Below are 21305 nucleotides of genomic sequence, written 5' to 3'. Positions count from 1 at the left end.
AGAAATGCGCTGCTAGCTAGATTACTTCATTTAGTCCAAAATAAAAGGCTGGCTGATCCCCGTAGGCAAAATCAATTCTTAAATGCAGCCCTTCCTTATTTAATCGATACCTGAATCCAAAACCAGCCGCCATGCGAAGGTGGTGGTTCAGTCCGAAATCCGAAAATTTCCTTCCTACCTGTCCGGCACTTCCAAAGGCAACCATTCTCAGATTTCGGTAAACCGGAAAACGCCACTCGGCCTGATAGACCATGGCATGTCTGTCCCGGTACCTGCCTTCAAAATATCCGCGCATCAAATCACTTCCCCCCATCATCGCTAAATGCTGGAAGGGCACCTCTCCCTCTGAAACGCTAACCATTGCCTGCCCAACCAGTATCTGCTCGTTCCCAACCGGCCAATACTTCCTGAAATCAAAGATCCACTGTGAAAAATCAAAATTACTGCCAAAAAGAGAATGAAACTTCATCCAGGATAATTGATGGTAAACTCCTTTCGTTGGTTGGAAAATATTATCCCGCCTATCTAAATTCACTGCCAATCCCAGCCCGGACAAGCGCTGCCCGTTACTGCCCGGAATATCGCCTGAATCCAGCAGCCCCCCGGGAATTTTTTGGTAAAGATCATCGCCCCTAAACTCATACCGGGGGCCAAGGTAGAGACCCTTTGCGATTTTCTTCTCGTAATATAAGTGAAAGTAAAAATACCTGCTGGCATAGGGTTCGGCTTGTACGACCTCATTTCCTATACCTGAAAATTCGAAAGGATAGTCAGAAAATTCTATTCTTGCATTCAGAAAGGACTTGTTCTCATCCAACCATAGCTCCAGCTCACCTGTTAGAATTAACTGGTGATTGAACGTATATAGAAAAGTCAGTGGCAGGGATGAAGGTCGCGTGGATCCTGAGGAGCGGTCTTTGCCTGTGCGAAAAATTTTCAGGGCCCTCCCACCCACACCCAAGCTTGTTTCAGGCGAGTAGGTCAGGGCAGGAATGAAGGTCCACGAATCCGTCGTTAATAAGTCTATGGTCCGGTCAGCTAAGCCAAAAAGCTTCCCTGCAAAAGACTCCGCTTCTCCCAAGTCGGCGGTCTTACCCTGCTCCTGCGCAGGAGCAGAACACCAAAGGAGCAATTGAAGGATCAGTAAAAAAGTAGTTCTTCGCTTCATCAGGCCCCGAAGATACTACATTCGGGTCAAAATTCTATTATGAGACCAATAGTTGGTAATACTGTCCCGGCAGGATTGGGTACTTCGCGAAGAATGTACCGGCTGGGATCCTCCGGATTCACGACCAATTCATTTTGATCATTTCGCTGGGGAATCAATTCTGGCTGCTGCTCAGCCTGAAAGTTGTAGGCGTTTTGAACGTCAAAATACCAATTGAGATTCCACTTATCGAAGAAATATTTTTTATCTACCCGCAGATCCAATTGGTGAAAGCTGTTGAGCCGCTGATCGTTGATTCGGGAGTAATCAAAAATTCCCCGGTTAAATAAATCCCAATTGGACCGAAGGGAGGAAGCCTGAAAATCGTACGGGGTGTAGGGCGTTCCTCCCAGAAAGCGCCAGCGAGCTCCTACTTCCCAATCTTTCGGTAACCGTTTGCCCGCGGTGAGGCTTACGATAAACCGGTTGTCCCAGGAGGAGGGAAGGTAATCCGTGTTGGGATTGGTAAACTCGCTACGAACCAAGGTAAGCGCAGCGATTCCATAAAACCCCTTGTATAGCCGCTGCTGGGCCAACAATTCCAGACCGTAAGCACGGCCTTCCGCATCCGAGCTTACCGGCTCGTTCCCAATCACTCCAAAATCTGCCCCCAAATTGGCAAGGGCGATACCGTTTCGGATGGAGCTGGGATAATTGGCATATTTCTTATAAAATACCTCAGCGGAAAAGGTTCTGTTTTTTTCCGGAAACTTCCATTCTATTCCGGAAATCAGATGGGTAGCCCTGATAAACCGGACATCATTGTCCTGATTTACAAAGTTCCCCTCGTTGTTCTGAAAACCTAAAACAGTGTAGGGCGGCTTCTGGTAATAAATCCCGGCATTGGCATTCCAAAATAGATTGTCTTTTAACTGGTAGCTGGCAGACAACCTGGGGCTAAATTGATTCAACGGGTTACTGGCGGTCGCACCGAAATCACTTCCATCAAGCCGAAACCCAAAATTAACGAGCAGGCGTTCATCGTAGAATTTCTTACTTCCCATGGCAAATCCACCGTAGCCATGGAAAAGCGAAACAGAGGATATATTCAACTCCTGCCCGTCCTGAACCAGCACCTGTCGGTCAAGGTTTTCGATCAGGTACCTGCTGAATTCATAATTAACACCATATTGAAAGGTATAACCGTCCTTAAAAACGCTGTTTTCCGCACGGAACTTGTTTTCGCTCTCCTGAGACAAGTAGTCAAATAATAAGTTTTCTGGCTGGGACTCATCATTTTGGGCATATTTATAGGAACGGTTATTCAACATGTTTCGGCTTAAAATAAAGGTCCAGAACCCATTATCACGAAACCGCTTCAATTTCACTCCCGTGGCATAGTTCCATTGGGTAGAAATGGGAAGGTTGTCTAAGAGATACAGCCGGTTTTCCCTGTCCTCGGTGGTTTCTCCATCCGGAACGTCAAAATTCAGGGCAAATTGATCAATCGCACCCACTCCCAACACCGTCAGCTCTGTCTTATCATTGATTTTGGTTTTGGTTTTGAATGTAAAATCATTGAAAGTAGGCAGAAAAGGAAGTCCCAAAAGCCGAAACAATCCTTGTAAATAGGACCTACGGGCAGAAAATATATAAGTAGTTTTATCCCCAATGGGTCCTTCATTGGAAAAGGTCAGTTCGCTGGCTCCTACCGTAACCTGAGAGAACATCTTATCCCTTCGCCCATCTTTTAACTGAAATTCAAAAAAGGAACTCAGGGCGTTCATTCGATTGGCTGGAAAACCGCCACTGATAACGTCTACATTTTTGATCAGGTTTACGTTTAAGATACCTACCGGACCACCCGAGGACCCCTGGGTGGCAAAGTGATTGATCACAGGCACTTCGATTTCATCGATAAAGAACTTGTTTTCATTGGGAGCTCCGCCGCGAATAATGATGTCGTTTCTAAAGCTGGCGGTGCTGGCCACACCTGGTAGGGATTGGATCACCCTGCTAATATCCCGGTTACCTCCGGGATAGCGCTCGATTTCATTCGAATTAAGCTTTCTTGCAGATAAGGGGGTTTCCTCTGACCGGCTAAATTCCGAATCAACTACCACTTCGTCCAAATTAGATGCATCCTCTTCCAATTCAAAATCAAGTTGTACGGGTCTGGCCAGCGTCACCTGAACCTCATAAAACGTCTGGGATTTGAAGCCTACAAATGACGCCTTTACATTATACAGGCCTGGTTCAAGACCTGAAATACGGTATTGGCCCTGTTCATCGGAAACGGCCCCCTGGTCCAAGCCCTGAATAATTACATTGGCAAAAGGAATGGGTTCGTTATTGATGGGATTAACAATCTTACCTTGAATGACCCCATCCTGAGCCATCGTCGAATGAAAAACGAAAAATAGAAGGAATGCTAAGGAGAAGTGCTTCATCATGAACGGTAGTTTTAAAGAATAATCAAAATGAACAAAAAATGTTTGGTTGTAAAGAATAAATTTTCAGGTACGAACATTTTTTGTTCTCCAAAGGCGCCACCAGGGCGTATTCGGTGAGTCATGGTGTTCGTAATGATATCCAAAAAAATAACAGGATACAAATGCCCAAATATGATTGGCTGGCAAAGTACCCGAATGATGTTTATTGGCATGATCTCCTCTATGGGGAAGGTAGGTCCCAAAATAAAACAGCTGCAGGGTGGAAAGGATGGCAGGCAGCATCCAGAATAGAATTAGGTTGGGAACAGGAACCCAAATTTTCAACACATTGAACGTAACGGCCATCAAAAGGAACTGCCAGATATTCACATAGCTGAACAAAAAACTCAGGTACCAGGGAAGAAAACGGTTGGAAGAGTGATAATCGGGATCATTTTCCGTAGCAACATATTGATGATGTTTGTGGTGATTGGGAAAGAGTTTCCAGTAAAAATTATAGGAGAACAGCAGGGCGGCGAGCCAACCAATGGCATGGTTAAGCTTCTTGTTGGAAGAAACGACCCCATGCATGGCATCATGGGCGGTAATAAAAAGCCCGGTGTACAAATGCGTCTGGACCAAAATGCCTATATAAACCAACGGATTGGAAAAATCGACCGAATAGCCTAATAAGAAAATCAAAGAGATGCCCCATATTAACATGATGGACACCGCTATCAAAATACCCTTTGGATCGATTTTCTCAGATAGCTGGTGGACAGATCGCAAATTGTTCATGAGAAAGAAACAATGAAAAAAATGAAAACATTCAAAATTCTCTAATCCGATCCCTCACTTTTTCCATCAACCACATGGGGGTGGAGGTGGCCCCACAGATCCCCACGGTTTGACTATCTGAAAACCAGTCCTGTTCTACTTCCTCCGGACTGGACACAAAATAAGTATTCGGGTTTTTTTCTTTGCATACGTTAAAAAGAACCTTCCCATTGGAAGATTTTGTACCACTTACAAACACGATGTGGTCAAATTTGGAAGCAAATTCCCGAAGCTCTTTATCCCGATTAGAAACCTGCCTGCAAATGGTATCATTGGTATTGATGGTGATTCCATTTTCTTTAAGGATCTTATTAATTTCGTAAAATTTATCCGTACTTTTCGTAGTTTGGCTGTACAGCGTAATGTTTTTCGGTAGGGAGGGAATGTCCAATTCACTTATATCCTGAAAAACTACGGCTTTGTTTCTTGTTTGGCCAAGTAAGCCGATTACCTCGGCATGCCCGTGCTTTCCGTAAATGTAGATGGTTTCCTCTTTGTCGTAAGAATTTTTGATCCTGTTTTGTAATTTCAATACCACAGGACAACTCGCATCTACCAGGGTTAAGTTGTTTTTTATTGCCAATTCATAAGTAGATGGCGGCTCCCCATGGGCACGGATTAAGACTTTCTCATTTTTCAGATCGGTCAGCGACGTATGATCGATAATGATTAGGCCTTTTTGAGTTAGTCTTTTTACCTCTTCATCATTGTGTACAATATCACCCAAACAATACAAGCGTCCTTCATTATCGAGGATTTCTTCTGCCATTTCAATAGCATACACTACCCCAAAACAAAAACCGGAATGTTGATCAATATGTACATCCAAATTTAACATAGACTATAAACCATACTATTTTCGAATTGTTTTGCGTTTCAGGATTTTTTCGTAAATGCTGATATTTAAAAGCAAGAGCCCCAAGGAGTAAACACTATCTTCTACGGGAACGGTTCCAATTCGAATTCCCAGGTTCTCTTCATTATTATAGCCTACGATGGGCTCGTCTATCCAGGAACCTGTTAAAACACCATTTACAAGCATAAAAGGGATCAGGCTGACTAGAAACCCCGCCAGAAATCGACCCAATATCTTATCTTTAAATACCAGGTAGTGGCCGAGAAGTAGAAAGGAGGTAAAAATAAAATTTACCGAAGTGTACATTTTATCCCAATGGTACAGGCCGATGAATAACAGTACCGGTACTCCCAAAAAGACAAACGGTTTGCCCAAAGGGCGCAGCCAATCTTTCTCCATAAAGTAAATCAGCACTTCGTAAATAAATACACAGGCAAAAGGAACGATAAAGAAAAAGGATATTTCTTCCAGGGGAAGGTCGAAAAGGTACCAACCCAAAATGTATCGTTCATTAAACCACCATACCCCCTCTACGGTAAACCAATGGTCCCACAGGATATAAATAAAGGCTGAAACCAGGGTTGCCGGCCAGAGAGCGTGCCACTTTTTATAGTAGTATATCCGGGATTCAAATGACTGTGCCAGTGGATAGGAGATGGTGAAAAGCATCAGTCCCAGGTAATAAAATTCCTCTTTCATCATCCAAGTCCTGTTTTGTATCCGAAATAGGTCTTGGCGAGTAGTGCCATTTTTCGAATATTGGGTATGCGTATCCGTTGCCTGGTGATTACCTCAGGTGGCAGGCGCTTTATTTTAAGGAAAAGTTTCTGATAATACAAATAGGCGATTTTTACACCTAACATGGCTCCTTTGGGTAATTGATGGATGCCTTCTAATGCCTCTTTAAAATCTTTTTCAATGTCGCTTTCAATTTCCCTTTTTACCGTATAATCGAATTTTTTAAAATCAACACCTGGAAAATAGACCCGGCCTCTGTCTTCAAAATCACTCTTCAAATCCCTCAAAAAATTTACTTTCTGAAAAGCAGAACCCAATTTACAAGCAGCTCCTTCTAGTTTTTCGTACTCGGATGCATTGCCTTCGCAAAAAACCTTTAAACACATCAGTCCAACTACTTCCGCTGAGCCATAAATGTACTCCTTATACTTGGAATCGTTGTAAGTAGTAAAATCCAGGTCCATCTCCATGCTGGCCAGAAAGGCATCTATCAGCTCCCTGTCAATCTGATACTTATTCACCATTAATTGAAACGAATGGAGAACGGGATTCAGACTGATTCCGTCGGAGATGGCCTGATAGGTATCTTCTCTGAACGAATTCAGTAAAGCTTGCTTGTCCTTGTCATGAAACGTGTCGACGATCTCATCCGCATAGCGAACAAAACCATATATGGCATAGATCGGTAGGTGAAACTTCTTGTGCAAGGTTTTGATGCCCAGTGTAAAGGACGTACTGTACCTCTGGGTTATTAGTTTACTACACTCCAGTGCAGTCTCATCAAAAAGCTTTTGGTGATCGATCATAACCTCCTCAATATATAGATTTTATTTATTTTCCCAGGGATTTAATGACTTCTTTTGCTACCACTCCTCCCGAAATCAAAGAGGGGGGAACGCCTGGGCCCGGAACAGTCAACTGACCCGTATAATAAACATTGGAAAGTTTCTTGTTTTTCAATGAAGGTTTCAGGATAGCGGTTTGCATCAGGGTATTGGCCAATCCATAGGCATTTCCCTTGAAGGCATGGTAGTCGTCCTTAAAATCCTGGTGAGCATACGATTTTTGATAAATAATGTGAGATCGTATTTCCTGATGGGTTAATTTTTCCAACCGGTCCATCACCAGATTAAAATAGAACTGCCTGGTTTTCTCAGGGTCTTCCAGATCGGGAGCCAGCGGTATTAGAATGAACAGGTTTTCCATTCCTTTAGGAGCGACGGTCGGATCTGTTTGTGAAGGCACCGAAACATAAAACAAGGGTTTTTCAGGCCATTTGGGATTTTTGTATATCGCATCTGCATGCGGACCCAGCGGCTCGTCGAAAAAAAGGTTGTGGTGGTGCAGGTTTTGAAGTTTTTTGTCCACTCCCAGGTAAAAAAGCAAGGAAGATGGTGCCAAGGTCCGCTTATCCCAGTACGCCTCACTGTAATTGCTAAACGCTGGTTCCAAAAGCTTTTTGTCCACATGGTGGTAGTCGGCACCCGCTACCAGAATATCAAAATCGATGATTTCTCCATTGCTTAAAAGTAGGGATTCGGCTTTGCCAGCCCGGGCATTTATTTTGACCACCTCAGCATTTGCCCGGATTTCCACTCCTTTTTCCACTGCCAGACTTACCATTCCTTCAATGATTTGATGCATGCCCCCCATGGGATACCAGGTACCTAAAGCGATATCTGCATAATTCATCAAACTATAAAGTGCCGGAATATTTTGTGCCGTCTCTCCCAGAAACAACACGGGAAATTCCATCAGGCGAATGATTTTGTCGTGGGTAAAGTATTTCCGGACATGAGAAGACATGGACTGAAAAATATCCATTTTGAACAAGTCCTTTACCAATGAAAAATCGATAAATTCAGTAAGGGACAGACTTGGTCTATGTACGAGATCATGAATTCCTTTTTGGTATTTATAAGCCGCCTGCTTCAAAAATTCATCCAGTTTAGCTCCCGCTCCAGGCTCTAACTTTTCTAGTTCTTGCTTCAGCTTTTCCAGGTCGGCCGGAATATCCATTACATCATCCTGGCCAAAAAAAACCGAGTAAGAGGGGTCGAGTCGGGTAAGTTTGTAGTAATCACTAACCCGCTTCCCGAAAGTTTCAAAGTACTTTTCAAAGACATCTGGCATCCAATACCAACTCGGACCCATATCAAAAACAAAACCCTCGGCCTGGAATTTTCTTGCCCTACCGCCGAGGGTGCTGTTTTTTTCTAATAACAATACGTCTTGGCCTGCTGCTGCCAGGTGCGTGGCTGTAGAAAGTCCGGCAAAACCCGAACCGATAACCACAACTCTTTTATGAACCATCCTTTAGTTTTTGGTAATATAGACCTTAAGATCGTCTTTTAATAATTTCCGGGCAATATGAATTCTGTTTTTGACCGTTCCAATGGGAATGTCTAGCTTTTCAGCGATTTCATGATACTTAAAACCCTTATAATGCATGAGGAAGGGGGTTTTGTACACCGAGTCCAATTTATCGATTGCCTTGGTGATATCTTTCATGGCGAACTCTCCATAGGCACCATTTTCAATAACTACGGAACCTGAATTGATGAAATGCAAATTATCCGAGGTATCCACAAATGTCCCTCTTCTCACCATTCGCTGATAATTGGTGATGAAGGTGTTCTTCATTATGGTATATAACCAAGCTTTTAAGTTGGTTCCGTCGGTAAATTTATCTTTGTTGGTAAATGCCTTGACCATGGTGTCTTGCATCAAATCGTTGGCATCATCCATGTCGCGAGTTAACTTTAACGCAAATGGCTTTAATGATTTACTTAACTTATTTAATGAGTAGCTGAATTCAAGAGTTGTCATGGCTTTATCTTTTTGTTTAAACAAATCTACTTAATGTTAAACACACAAACAACTTTTTTGTAGAGTTTTTTTATTTTTTCTTTAAACAAAAATTTTAAAGGAGATATGTATTTACAAAAAAAGCCCCATAAATCGATTTTATGGGGCTTTTTCGTCCTTTATTCGTGAAACCCAAAAAGGGGTATTTGTTTAATATTTTTTCTAATTATTAAACAAATCAGCTCCAAGCTTTATGTAGAAACCGCAACCAGTTTCCATGCATGACCAATTCAATATCGGCAGTACTATAGCCACGCTTTTCAAGCATGCCTGGGATCCGGCCGATATCGGCGATGGTTTCCAGGTCATAGGGACTTTGTTCCCTTCCATACGCCCCATCCAGGTCGGTCCCGATCCCGATATGCCTTGCATTCCCCGCAATCTGGCAGATATGATCCAAGTGATCGATTACTTTTTCAAGATCACAATCCATTTCCCGAGGCTGAGAGACACCTTTAATCCATCCGGGAACCATCATCCAGGCATCCAACGCTCCTCCAATGACCGCGCCCCTATCGATTAAGGCCTTGATTTGTTCATCACTATACTGGCGGTTGTGATTTACAAGAGCCCGGCAATTATTATGGCTTGCCCAAACCGGCCCGTTAAAATGATCCAAGGCCTCCCAAAAGCTCTCGTCACACAAATGGGTAGCATCTAAAATAATCGATAAACGCTCCATTTCCCGAAGTAGATCCCTTCCCTTTGGCCCCAAGGGACCGCTGGCATCTGTTCCCTGGGCATACCGGCCAGGACCATAGTGAGCCGGACCTAATGCTCGCAAACCCGCCTCATACGACTTCTCCAAATACCTGAGATCAACAATGGAATCCGCTCCCTCCAGCGACAAAATATATCCTACAGGCTTTTTACCGGCATCGGAGCCATTCTTCCATAAATTCAGGTGATCCTCCAGGGCTTTCAGGTTATTTATTTGCACCATTTCTCCCTTATCTTCCATCGCCTGGTACCAGGCCAATTGCCCCTGTGTTTGCGCCCAGGCCTGTTCAGGACTATGCCAGCCCGGCAAAGCGTTGCCCGGTGCCACGTATCGGGCTATTTGGGTGGCTACCACCAATCCAATTTCCGCCTGTCTCAATGCAGGCAGCGAGACGGTGGCCTTACCCCGGTCCGGCTTATCGGTCATTTGCAATTCCCGTTCCCTTGCGTTAATCTGCTCAACAGTGAGGGTAAGGTCCCTGTTCCACTCCAGAGCATTCATGCTCAAATCCAGGTGTGCGTCTATAGTAAACATGTATCGTTGTCTTGTTAATCATTAAAATAAGATCCTCCGGTTACGGGAAATCGTTTTCCATACTGCTGTCTGCTCCCCATTTTCCACCACCACTGCCTCCTGGTGCAAGGCTACCGTGGGGCAAATATGGTACGGAACCCCATACAAAACGTCGCCAATCCGATAGGTATGATCGGGGGAAGTTTGCAATACCAAATGCTCTTCGCTTTGGCTTACCGGCGTAAGGTCCGTTGCATTTAGAAAACGTACTCGTTTATCAATGGGATTTTCGGAAGCTATGGCCTTGTGCCCCAGGTCCACACAAACCAAGTTCTCCGCCGGAAAAGATATCACCCGGCTCATCACCAGTGCGGCGTGCTGAAATTCCTGCTCCGGAAGCCCAAATCCATACCCATCGTCCCAATAAATAAATGTTCCCGGTCCGCAGGTGACTCCCTCACGGGCAGCATGAATCGGAAAGGTGGTCGTACCTCCGGCAATGATTTCCAGGGAAAATCCATAGCTTTTTTCCAATTCCTCTCGCATGGCGGCAATGGGAGCAAACCCTTCCTCGCACTCCGACTTACGAATTTCAAATACCGGATTCCGCAAATGTCCATCGTACAAATGAAATCCTTTTACCTGGAGATTTTTCTTTTGAACAAGCCCTTCAAACAAATCAATGGCGGCAGGACCGGGGGCAATACCCGTCCGGTTCGTTCCAGCATTGAGATCAATGTAGACCGATAGCTTTACACCTGCCTCCATGGCCTTATTATCCATCACATCCGCCGCAGACGAATGATCCGTCAGGCAATGGAAGTTGATTTCCGGGTATTTCTGAATGATAGATATCAGTCGGTCTATTTTTGGCCCCACAGGTTGGTACGCCAGCAGGATATCCTTAGCCCCTGCCATTATCAGCATCTCTACTTCTGCGATGGTGGCTCCTTTAAACTTTTTTATTCCGGCATCCATCATCAGGCGGCAGGCCTCAACGGACTTGTTTGTCTTCACATGAGGTCGCAGCCGGTCCGGCGAACCTACCTCTCGAATGGCTTTTTGGATGTTTTCGATTGCCCGCTCTTTGTATACCAATAAGGCAGGACTGTCGGTTCTCTCCGGATTTTGTAATTCATACCACTTATCTGTCATACACTTACTGGTTTATTTCGAAAGTAGCTTCTATTTCCACGGAAATATTCCCTGGCAAGGAACCGAAGCCTACGGCACTTCTGGAGCCAATTCCATTTTCCTTTCCCCATATTTCTCCGAACAGCTCCGAACAGCCATTGATTACATAGGGGTGTTCTTCGAAATCCAAACTGCAATTAACCATCCCCAAAACTTTGATCACACGTTTGATTTTGTTCAGGCTCCCAAGCTGAGTTTGCAAGGTAGAAAGCATGGTCAAGCCTACCTGCCGGGCAGCGGCTTTGCCCTGGTCCTTGTCCAAATCAATTCCCACCTTGCCCTTAATCAGGCTTCCGTCTTCCAATACCGGCCCGTGACCAGACAGAAACAACATGTTTCCGGTGATAACAATAGGTCGGTATACACCCCCCGGAGGTGGAGCAGGGGGTAATACCAGTCCTAATTCTTTTAATTTTCCTTCTGCAGACATGTTTTCCATAGCAATTATTCTTTTTTTATATAATCAAATCCAGTATCAACACCCCCAAAAGGCCTAAAATAGCCACCACCGTCTCCAATAAGGTCCACGATAAAAAGGTCTGTTTAATACTCAGGTTAAAATATTCTTTTACGAGCCAAAATCCGCCGTCATTGACATGCGAAAAAATAAGGCTGCCGCTACCAATGGCAAGCACCATCAGGTTAGGATCGACACTACCAGCAGCCACCAGGGGCGAAATGATCCCCGCCGCAGTAAGTGCTGCTACAGTGGCAGACCCAACGGAAATCCGGATAACTGCCGCAATCAACCATCCGAGGATTAAGGAATTGATCGGTAATTGTTCCAATGATGCTCCGATTTCCGTACTCACCCCGCTATCCATCAACACCTCTTTGTAGGCTCCGGCTCCGGCAATGATCAACAAAATCAGGGAAATGTCTTTGACGGCAGAACCGTACCCTTCCATGAGCTCGGCCACCCGCTGTCCCCTGCTAATTCCAAGGCTGAAGGTGGCCCAAATGAGCGAAATCAGCATGACCACATTGGGGTCACTAAAAAACTGAATCCACCCGAAACCAGCGCTATCGGGGGACATTTTCAAACTCGCTAACGACAAAACGATAAGTAAGAAAACAGGCAATAATGCGGTAAATAGACTGTTTCCCAACCCCGGCAACTCCTCCTCGGGTTTCGGTTTTGCACTGAAAACCGCCAACGGCCTAACCTGCATGGCCTTTAAATAGGGGAGCTTGCCCAATATGGGTCCCGCCAGTATCACCATCGGCACCGCCAATATCAAACCGTAAATCAAGGTGGTCCCCATATGTGCATCAAACTGAGCCACCAGGGCTACCGGAGCGGGATGGGGTGGCAACAATCCATGGGTAACCGAAAGAGCCGCCAGCATGGGGATGCCCACGACCATCGCCGGGATGTTATACTGATAGGAAACCGAAAACACAAGGGGCACCAGCAGCACAAACCCGACGTTAAAAAACAAGGGTATCCCTACTATAAATGCGGTCATCGCTACCGACCAGGGCAAGCGCTGTTGTCCAAAACGCTGTGTAAGAAAAAGGGCGATCCGCTGAGCGGCACCACTATCCGCCACTACTTTTCCCAACATTGCTCCCAAAACAATAACAATCACCAAGGCCCCCATCAAACTTCCAATCCCGTTCTGAATAGAACCGGAAACAGCATCCAGCGGAATGCCGAGACATAATCCGGCTGCAATAGAGGTAAGCAGAAAGGCAATAAAGGGCTCTACCCTCAACCAAACTATCAATCCTACCAGCAATAATATGCTTAATCCGACAATTAAAAAGGTCATCATGAATTCGAAATGAATCGAAAAAATACAGCATATTCCGCTGAATGCCTATTCAGAGCCAATAAACTTGGAAAAAATATTCACCCATACTTACCGTTTGATCCATTTTTTTACCTTTTTCTCGTCTTCAACTTGTACGAAAAGGATGTACATGCCTTTTGGTAATTGCTTTAAACGTGAGCGGAGGCTGCCCGCCAGGGACTGAAGCTCTCCTTGAACTGAATAATGGACGGTACCGAGATAGCTCTGAATTCCAATAGTGCCCATTTTACCCTTCCATCGAGGAGGAAAATTAACCACTAACTGCCCACCAAAATAAGGGTTGGGATAAACCTGGAAATCAGGTGTTTTCCTGATAGTCGTTTTTAGCCTGAAAACGGAGGTAGTGGAAATTTCCCCATCCACGTCTATCTGATCTATCCGGTAATACAAGGCATCTCCGGAAAAATCCACGGTATCCAGAAAGGCGTAACGTAGTGGTTCTGTACTTTCGCCCCTTGCAGGCAATTCTCCGATCAATTTAAATCCCTGTGACGGGTCTGATGCGCGCCAGATCCGGTACATTTTATTGTCTTTTTCAGAGGCGGTGTTCCAAATAACCATATTTCCTCCCGTTCCGGCTTTCGCTTTATAATCTAACCAGACTACCGGTAAGGCATACATGACTTCAACCGTAACGGTACCGCTGTCACAATTGGTGCTGTTCCCTATTTCACAAATATTGTAGACGATGGTATACGTCCCGGCAGGTGCCTCCGGAGCTACATCCACAAACCCATCCGATCTTAACACCACATACTCATTCTCCACCCCGGTAAGGGTAAAAATGCTGACATTAGCTACCGTTGCTGCCTGCTCCTTCAATTCATCATTATGCAGTACATTTATTATGGCAGTATCTCCAGAAAAAACAGGTTCTGGCAGGTCCGGGTTTACGTGTATGGAATTTCGGAAAAAAACAATCTTCCCATCAGCCCCGTCCAGATTGATCACCCTAAACCCGTATACAGGTGATTCCGTATCAAATAGTTGAGGTGAAATAACTACCAAATGCTGCGGCTGACTTGGATAATTCCCTTGATTTACTACCTGGGTATTTCATTCATAGCCCCTTATTTCCAGGGTTTTGGCTCCGGGGATAGGATCCCCATTGACATCCAAGGCCTGGAAATTGAATTTGGAATTACCGTCCCTTTCCGATACTATGAGATACCCTGACATTGGAACCTCCTGCGGGTACACAATATCCATGAACGTTTCTCCGGAAGGAATAGACTCCCCTCCAATATCCCAGTAGGAGCGTAGGTCCGGTGTGGAAACCACCTCTTCCAATGCCTGTTCAAAGCCCACGCTGCGATGACTTACCGTGCTACCATCGTATTTGGCCACGCCTACTGCATCAACTGCAATGGATGTAGTGCCAAGATCGCGATGCAAATTACCAACAAAGGGAGTACGAGTCGTAGCAAAAATTTCAGTGCCTTCGGCCAAAAGAATGGTTTCGATAATGACGGGATCTGTGGTTGGAGAAGGATTAGTTCGAGTCGAAACATCGGTGGTTTGTACGTGCAAGGTGCCTGCCACGCGCAATCGAACTTCTTCCACAGCAATATTATTCTGATTACCGGTTATTTGCACCTGGGCCGGAAGGGAAATTGCGCTTGCCATGAAAATCTGCAACGTCAGAAACCGATATAACATTCTTAAGACCATGTCCTCCCTCCCCGAGATCCTATCTCTAAAAATCAGGCTAACAAAAATAGCGATCTTTCAAAAAAGAAGGTTAGCCACCCCTCTTTTGAAGTATGAAAATACAAATAAATAAGAATATTTACAATGTTTTTATAGTATTTTCAATTTATTATTTTAAAAAAAGTTTATTAGTATATAAAATACAAATTTTATTGGTTGTGCTTCTGCCATTTGAGTGTGTGCACTTCCCTTACCCCTAAAAGCTGTATCAGGTAGTTTCCCGCAGGAAGTGATGCCAATCTATTTTCTAAAATTCCAGCATGAAAATCCTCTTTGAAATAAAGGGTTAGAAAATTAACTCCTTCCATATTCCAAACTTTGCAAACGGTTATTTCCTCCGAAGACATACTGCCCAGGACCAGGTTAAGAGGCCCGGAAATGTAGGGGTTGGGGTGTATTCTCGGACCTTGGTACCGAAAAACAGGATTCGTTACTCGAATCACCGGGCTGTAATGGAGCAGTCCATCCATCTCTTTGCCGACAATCTGGTAAAACCAGAAGGGCTCATTCAACGGGTAGTTGATATCTTCATACGACACCATTTGATTGCCCGGATTTACCTGAAAGCTGCCGATAGGTAAAAACTCCTTCCCTTCGCTACCCGACCGGGTAATGGTATAATCCACCGGCTCGTCGGAATCATCCTCCCAGGACAAGACCACCCTGTCAGTCACCAAATTGGCCTGCAGTCCGTTCCAATCCAGGGGCAAAACACTCAGCGAACTCGTACTGCCTATGGTCAGCAGACTACTTTGTGCATCTTCAAAATCAAAAACTCTTTTTGCCCAAAGCCAGCCACCTTTTTCTTCGGCAGGCAGGTGCATGCCAATAGCGGGCAGACCGTCTCCGACTACCCGCAGGTGATCGATATCCTGAACCGCCAGGTCCTCTGCGCTAATCCAGGCTATTAGCTGTCCGGGATCCGTTCCGTTAGTACTGATTTCAAAAAAGCTATTCAAATGATACACGACTGCCACCCCTTCATCTAAAAAACCCGGATCGTACGTCACACCGGGTGCTTCAACATAGCTCAAAACTAACGATTGGCCAACCGTGGACAAATTTCCTTCCAGTAGTAAATGCCTCGGTGCATCCAGGGATTGATCAAAAAATGGAAAAAGGGCATTTCCGGCATCTAATGTAAGCGGCAGGCTTTCATAGCGCAATTCCCCCAGATTAAACCAATTTCCTCCGGAATAGGTATAAGCACCCGTAGCATCAAAATCCAGGATAAGTTGGTGCTGTTGAAAATCAACGTCTCCACCCACCTGTGAATAGTTTTCCGTAACCGTCAAATCATCATTTATCGTTACCAGGCCTGCGACTTTGTCTATCAGCAAACCCGAAAGCACCAGGCCGGAAACATCCAGCTCCTGGTCCGTTGGGCCCGTGAGCTGCAGGTTGGTAGTGGAACCATCGGCAGCTCCCCCCCAGAGCAATATAAAATCTCCCTGAACCGGCAACTGATCCGGAAGATTTTTGGAAGCAGCTCCTTGCAGGTATAGGTTTTGGTAGCCGAAATATTGCTGTGCGCTCGCCATGGATGCCTTCAAAAATTCCTGGGTAGCTCCATCCGAAGCATAAAACACGTTTCCATCCAATACCACGTTTACCGCATCTATCTCCGGCTCCTGCCCGAGTAGAATCAGGTTTGCTCCTTCTTCCAGAATAAAGGAACTGGCTGGTTTATTTTCAGATCGTCGGATTAGTTGGTCAAACTCTTTAGTCGCCTCGGAAATTAAGGTGGCACCGGAGACAATCCGTAGTTCGCCAAAATCTCCTGTACCAAAGAGCTCTGTCGTTGTAAAGGAAAAAGTGGAAGTCGCCGGAGTACCGATTGTATTAACTGTTTGCCGGACCGTTCCACTTTGGATTAAAAACCCACTGGCTTTAAACACGGCATTAACCACCAATTCTTCTCCCGGATCCGGGTTAAAAACCACCAAAAACCTACTTGCCAGGTTTTGCCCGCTCCAGGAGCCCCGATCCACCACGGTCCTGGAGGTTCCCTTGAAAACAAGTCGACCCGTTTCGGGATAAATCCAGTCGTCCCCCAGCCATGCACTGCCATATAGTACATACTCCCCTCCTGCATTAACGTTAAAGCTATGTAAAGCCCCATACACCTCCAGATCAAAGGCCTGCAAATTCAATTTTTTCCCTGCATCCACTGCTCCAAAAAGGTAGAGATTGCCTACTTCCTGGTTCTGGGTTAGCCTGACTTCGTTTCCCTTGAGAATAAATACATCGTGGTTTCTATTGGGTGAAGCCCCTGCAGCTACCCAGGACACCCCATCAAAAACCTCCCAGATTCCGGCATCATTCCAGTCCCCAACGCCATCTTGGGGCAATTGGGTACGGTAGCTATTGGATGTGAGGGCTATCTGTGCATTTGTCCAAAAAACACAGGAAAGCAGCAGGAAAATGGTACCCATTGCCCGAATGCACGGTAGTTCGCGGTTGGTAATGCAAGGTTTCATTTTATAAAAAATATCCTGAATAAAAATGAATTCATACTAAAAATAAGGAATCATCCGCAAAAACCAAAGCATGTAATACATATTTTTTTATAGGAAACCCATTTTCACTTAGATAAATCTGCCTTTTTTGGGAATTACTTCTGCTAAGGATTTGAGTGGTGAATTACCCGAAAACAGAATTAATCCTGTAAATTTGCACGATCCATTACGCCCTAATCTCCAGTCATCTCCCGATTCCATGGAACATCCTTTTCACCTTTCATTTGCCAGGCTCTTTATTTATATAAGCTTGACCTTGTTTGTTGGACTTACCTCCATTCCTGATTCGGAGGCACAGCGTTTCAAAATAAGCCTGCTCACCTGCGATCCCGGAGACGAATTATACTCCACTTTTGGACATAGTGCCATTCGGGTCAGGGACTTGGATTCTGGCAGGGATCTGGTCTTTAATTATGGCACTTTTGACTTCAACACACCCTTTTTTTATGTCAAATTTATCCGTCGAACGCTGGATTATCAGTTATCGCTGACCACTACGGAGAACTTTCTCTACGAATACGATTATTTTAAGCGAAATGTACGTGAACAGGAGCTGGCACTTTCAGAGGCACAAGCCAGGGACTTGGTAGCCTTTTTGCAAAACAATTACCGACCGGAAAACCGGAGTTACCGGTATGACTTTTTCTTTGACAATTGCTCCACCAGAATCCGGGAAATGCTGGAAACCGTGTTGGGTTCTTCGTTAAAATGGAATCATCCCACTGATGTTCCTTCAAAATCCTTCCGGAATATAATAGACGAATACGTCTACCCACTGCCCTGGTCGGACCTGGGAATAGATCTGGCCCTGGGTGCGGTCATCGACCGTACGGCCAATGAAAATGAAAAGCTCTTTTTACCCGATTACCTGGAAGCTGCTTTTCAACGGGCCACCATTATCGGGGACGGTCCTGAAAGAGCACTGGTTGCTGAAAACCACACCGTCTACGATTTCCCGGATACCGAAGGACAACAATGGGATTTTTCCAGTCCTTATTTGGTTTTTTGGGCCCTGGCCATCATCGTGGGACTGATTACGTTTTTTGGATTCAGGAATAAAAGACTTTACTACGGCCTGGATATCGGGATCTTTACCATTTTGGGTTTGCTGGGACTGCTGGTTGTATTTCTTTGGTTTTTCACCGAGCATTCCCAGACGAAGTACAATTGGAATCTCCTTTGGGCCTTTCCCCTACACCTGATCGTAGCCTGGTACCTTTTGGTCAAACCGCTTCATCCATTGGTGAAAAAGTTACTTCTGACAAGCATGATCCTCACCGACCTGGCACTGGTCATATGGATATTGGGATTTCAGTCTTTTCACCCCAGCATTCTGCCCCTGTTGCTGATCATTTTGCTAAGAACGAATTTTCTGTATTATAACCTAAAGGCGTTCATCGGTTTGGATAAAAGGAGGTAACCGCGAAAACTATTCACCACCTATCCGACGTTGTATTTAAATAAATTAAAATTATATGGATTTTAATATCATTTCGGATTACGTGCCCACCGGAGACCAGCCAACAGCCATTAAAAATCTGGTGAGCGGGGTAAATTCAGGAGAACCAGCCCAGGTACTTTTAGGGGTAACCGGCTCCGGTAAAACCTTTACCATCGCCAATGTAATCCAGGAAGTACAAAAACCCACCCTGGTATTGAGCCATAACAAAACCCTGGCGGCCCAGCTTTACGGGGAATTCAAACAATTTTTTCCGGACAATGCGGTGGAGTATTTTATCAGCTACTACGACTACTACCAGCCTGAGGCCTTCATTCCCACGAGTGGAACGTACATCGAGAAGGATTTGTCGATAAATGAAGAAATCGAAAAATTAAGGCTTTCCGCCACTTCTTCCCTGCTTTCGGGCAGAAGGGACGTTATCGTGGTGGCTTCCGTTTCCTGTATTTACGGTATTGGTAATCCGGAAGAGTTTGGAAAAAACGTAATCAAAATCCAGGAAGGAGACCGGATACCCAGAAATCAGTTTCTGTTTAAATTGGTAGAGGTTTTGTACAGTAGGACGACGGGTGAATTTACCCGGGGAACATTTCGGGTAAAGGGAGACACCGTAGATATATTTGTCGCTTATGGCGATTTTGCCTACCGTGTTTTCTTTTGGGGAGATGAAATCGAAGCCATTCAGCGGGTGGATCCTGAAAGCGGAAAAAAAATCTCAGACGAACGCCTCATCACTATTTTTCCCGCTAATTTATTTGTCACGGGCCGGGATGTGATCGATACCGCCATTCATGAAATTCAGGATGACCTGGTCTCTCAGATACGTTTTTTTGAGGAAAACCGGAAATTGATGGAAGCAAAGCGGCTGAAGGAAAGGACTGAATTTGATTTGGAAATGATTCGGGAGCTGGGGTATTGTTCCGGGGTGGAAAATTACTCCCGCTATTTTGACCGCAGGCATCCGGGCACCCGCCCGTTCTGCTTACTCGATTATTTTCCGGATGATTACCTGATGGTGATCGACGAAAGTCACGTCACCCTTCCTCAGGTCAGGGCCATGTGGGGCGGTGACCGGTCCAGAAAGGTAAACCTGGTGGAATATGGCTTTCGATTGCCTTCCGCATTGGATAACCGGCCCCTGAAATTTGATGAATTTGAATCCCTGACCAATCAGACGATCTATGTCAGTGCCACGCCCGCCGATTATGAATTGACCAAATCCGAGGGAGTGGTGGTGGAACAAATTATCCGGCCTACCGGTCTGCTGGATCCCGTAATAGATGTCCGTCCCAGCGGCAATCAAATCGATGACCTGCTGGAGGAAATAGACCAGACGATCCAAAAAGGCTTCCGGGTGTTGGTAACCACGCTTACCAAACGGATGGCCGAAGAACTGGACAAGTACCTGGCCAAAATCGGCGTAAAATCAAGGTACATCCACTCGGAGGTAAAACCGCTGGACCGGGTGGAAATATTGCGAGAGCTTCGGCTCGGAATATTTGATGTTTTGGTAGGCGTAAACCTGCTTCGGGAAGGACTGGACCTTCCGGAAGTGGCCCTGGTTGCCATTTTGGATGCGGACAAGGAAGGGTTCTTGCGAAATGAAAGGAGCCTGGTGCAGACCATCGGCCGCGCCGCCAGGAATTCCGAAGGCAGGGTCATCATGTATGCCGATAAGGTTACGGATAGCATGCAATCGGCGATCGATGAAACCAACCGCCGACGAGTCAAACAGAAAGCCTACAACGAAGCCCATGGCATCACGCCAACAACGGTCATCAAATCCAGGGATAGGATTATGGGGCAGACGAAGGTGGCCGATAGCAAACGAAACGCGAAGATCTATGTAGAAAACAATCCCGAAGAGGTAGACGTGGCAGCGGATCCGGTGATTCAGTATTTAAGCCGGGAGAAATTGGAAAAACTTACCAAACAAACGCAGAAACGAATGGAAGCTGCCGCCAAGGAACTTAATTTTATGGAAGCCGCCCGTCTTCGGGACGAGTGGATGGGACTGCAGAAGCGACTTGAAACCCTGAATGGAGGTTCCTCATGAAAAAGTCCGGATTAATCGTTTTTTCACTACTGATGCTATCCCTTGGAATAAACCGGGTGCAAGCTCAGCAGGCGGGCGGTAGTTTCTTGGTCAGTGCGGGATTGGACCTGGTTCGGTCCGACCTGAACCAGGTGATGGAAAGAGCCCAATTCGGTGGGGAGGTCAATTATTTCTACCTACATCACCTTTCCTTTTCGGGAGGTTACGAATACAATTTAAACCGCTCCAATCAGGTTACCGGAGGAATTCGCTGGTATCCGTTGGAACCGGTATTCATCAGAGCCAGAGCCCTGGTCGGCAACGAGGCAGATATAGGAGTCGGGCTGGGATACACCCACAACTTTACCTACCGGATGCGACTGGAAAGCATGGTGGATTATTATATACATGAAAGCACCCTGGGGCTAAGGGTGGCCATTGCAGTATTGATAAATTAAC

18 protein-coding genes are annotated in these 21305 nt (G+C 45.5%); 3 read left to right on the top strand and 15 right to left on the bottom strand.

Going from position 1 to position 21305, the window contains the following annotated elements; all coding sequences use genetic code 11:
* Positions 1 to 16: 16 nt before the first annotated feature.
* From GJQ68_RS15980 to GJQ68_RS15910, 15 genes are all read right to left on the bottom strand, one after another.
* Entirely contained in the window at positions 17 to 1168 is a 1152-nt protein-coding gene (locus tag GJQ68_RS15980; RefSeq protein ID WP_162418308.1) for a BamA/TamA family outer membrane protein, read from the bottom strand.
* Positions 1169 to 1194: 26 nt separating this feature from the next.
* Positions 1195 to 3597 carry a TonB-dependent receptor gene (locus tag GJQ68_RS15975; RefSeq protein WP_162418362.1) on the bottom strand — a complete coding sequence of 801 codons (2403 nt, stop codon included), beginning with the start codon at positions 3595 to 3597 and terminating at the stop codon, positions 1195 to 1197.
* Positions 3598 to 3663: 66 nt separating this feature from the next.
* Positions 3664 to 4377, bottom strand: a complete 714-nt coding sequence (locus GJQ68_RS15970) for a fatty acid desaturase (protein ID WP_162418307.1) — start codon at positions 4375 to 4377, stop codon at positions 3664 to 3666.
* 31 nt (positions 4378 to 4408) lie between these two features.
* Complete coding sequence (locus GJQ68_RS15965; RefSeq protein WP_162418306.1) at positions 4409 to 5254, bottom strand: 4-hydroxy-3-methylbut-2-enyl diphosphate reductase; 846 nt, start codon at positions 5252 to 5254, stop codon at positions 4409 to 4411.
* A 15-nt stretch (positions 5255 to 5269) separates the two neighbouring features.
* Positions 5270 to 5974 (bottom strand): lycopene cyclase domain-containing protein, encoded by a 705-nt coding sequence (locus tag GJQ68_RS15960; RefSeq protein ID WP_235941610.1) that lies wholly within the window; start codon positions 5972 to 5974, stop codon positions 5270 to 5272.
* On the bottom strand, positions 5971 to 6816 hold the full coding sequence (locus GJQ68_RS15955) for a phytoene/squalene synthase family protein (RefSeq protein WP_162418305.1): 846 nt from the start codon (positions 6814 to 6816) through the stop codon (positions 5971 to 5973). Before GJQ68_RS15955 ends, GJQ68_RS15960 begins: the two co-directional genes overlap by 4 nt.
* A gap of 25 nt (positions 6817 to 6841) precedes the next feature.
* Positions 6842 to 8323, bottom strand: a complete 1482-nt coding sequence (locus tag GJQ68_RS15950; RefSeq protein WP_162418304.1) for a phytoene desaturase family protein — start codon at positions 8321 to 8323, stop codon at positions 6842 to 6844.
* A 3-nt stretch (positions 8324 to 8326) separates the two neighbouring features.
* Positions 8327 to 8839: an RNA polymerase sigma factor gene (locus GJQ68_RS15945; RefSeq protein WP_162343382.1), complete on the bottom strand. Its 513-nt coding sequence runs from the start codon at positions 8837 to 8839 to the stop codon at positions 8327 to 8329.
* Between the two features lie 217 nt (positions 8840 to 9056).
* Positions 9057 to 10133: a dipeptidase gene (locus GJQ68_RS15940; protein WP_162418303.1), complete on the bottom strand. Its 1077-nt coding sequence runs from the start codon at positions 10131 to 10133 to the stop codon at positions 9057 to 9059.
* Positions 10134 to 10154: 21 nt separating this feature from the next.
* Positions 10155 to 11267 (bottom strand): D-TA family PLP-dependent enzyme, encoded by a 1113-nt coding sequence (locus tag GJQ68_RS15935; protein ID WP_162418302.1) that lies wholly within the window; start codon positions 11265 to 11267, stop codon positions 10155 to 10157.
* Positions 11268 to 11271: 4 nt separating this feature from the next.
* Positions 11272 to 11736, bottom strand: coding sequence for a RidA family protein (locus GJQ68_RS15930; RefSeq protein ID WP_202927955.1), 465 nt, complete (start codon positions 11734 to 11736; stop codon positions 11272 to 11274).
* A gap of 25 nt (positions 11737 to 11761) precedes the next feature.
* Entirely contained in the window at positions 11762 to 13081 is a 1320-nt protein-coding gene (locus GJQ68_RS15925) for a gluconate:H+ symporter (protein WP_162418360.1), read from the bottom strand.
* 90 nt (positions 13082 to 13171) lie between these two features.
* Positions 13172 to 14131, bottom strand: coding sequence for a T9SS type A sorting domain-containing protein (locus GJQ68_RS15920; protein WP_162418300.1), 960 nt, complete (start codon positions 14129 to 14131; stop codon positions 13172 to 13174).
* Positions 14132 to 14179: 48 nt separating this feature from the next.
* A complete protein-coding gene (locus tag GJQ68_RS15915) occupies positions 14180 to 14749 on the bottom strand; it encodes a hypothetical protein (protein WP_162418299.1) in 570 nt (189 codons plus the stop codon).
* A gap of 233 nt (positions 14750 to 14982) precedes the next feature.
* Positions 14983 to 17313, bottom strand: a complete 2331-nt coding sequence (locus GJQ68_RS15910; RefSeq protein WP_162418298.1) for a hypothetical protein — start codon at positions 17311 to 17313, stop codon at positions 14983 to 14985.
* 238 nt (positions 17314 to 17551) lie between these two features.
* Between GJQ68_RS15910 and GJQ68_RS15905 the strand changes: the two genes are divergently transcribed.
* Genes GJQ68_RS15905 through GJQ68_RS15895 form a run of 3 tightly spaced genes read left to right on the top strand, consistent with a single transcriptional unit; the run spans position 17552 to position 21304 of the window.
* Positions 17552 to 18772, top strand: coding sequence for an Lnb N-terminal periplasmic domain-containing protein (locus GJQ68_RS15905; RefSeq protein ID WP_162418297.1), 1221 nt, complete (start codon positions 17552 to 17554; stop codon positions 18770 to 18772).
* A 55-nt stretch (positions 18773 to 18827) separates the two neighbouring features.
* A complete protein-coding gene (gene uvrB, locus GJQ68_RS15900) occupies positions 18828 to 20867 on the top strand; it encodes an excinuclease ABC subunit UvrB (protein ID WP_162418296.1) in 2040 nt (679 codons plus the stop codon).
* Entirely contained in the window at positions 20864 to 21304 is a 441-nt protein-coding gene (locus tag GJQ68_RS15895) for a hypothetical protein (protein ID WP_162418295.1), read from the top strand. The genes uvrB and GJQ68_RS15895 overlap by 4 nt, the downstream gene beginning before the upstream one ends.
* Position 21305: the final 1 nt, after the last annotated feature.

It is taken from the genome of Cyclobacterium roseum, from assembly GCF_010119225.1.
GTDB lineage: Bacteria > Bacteroidota > Bacteroidia > Cytophagales > Cyclobacteriaceae > Cyclobacterium > Cyclobacterium roseum.
The sequence above is the reverse complement of the archived record's forward strand: the minus strand, read 5'-3'. Positions and strand labels throughout refer to the sequence as shown.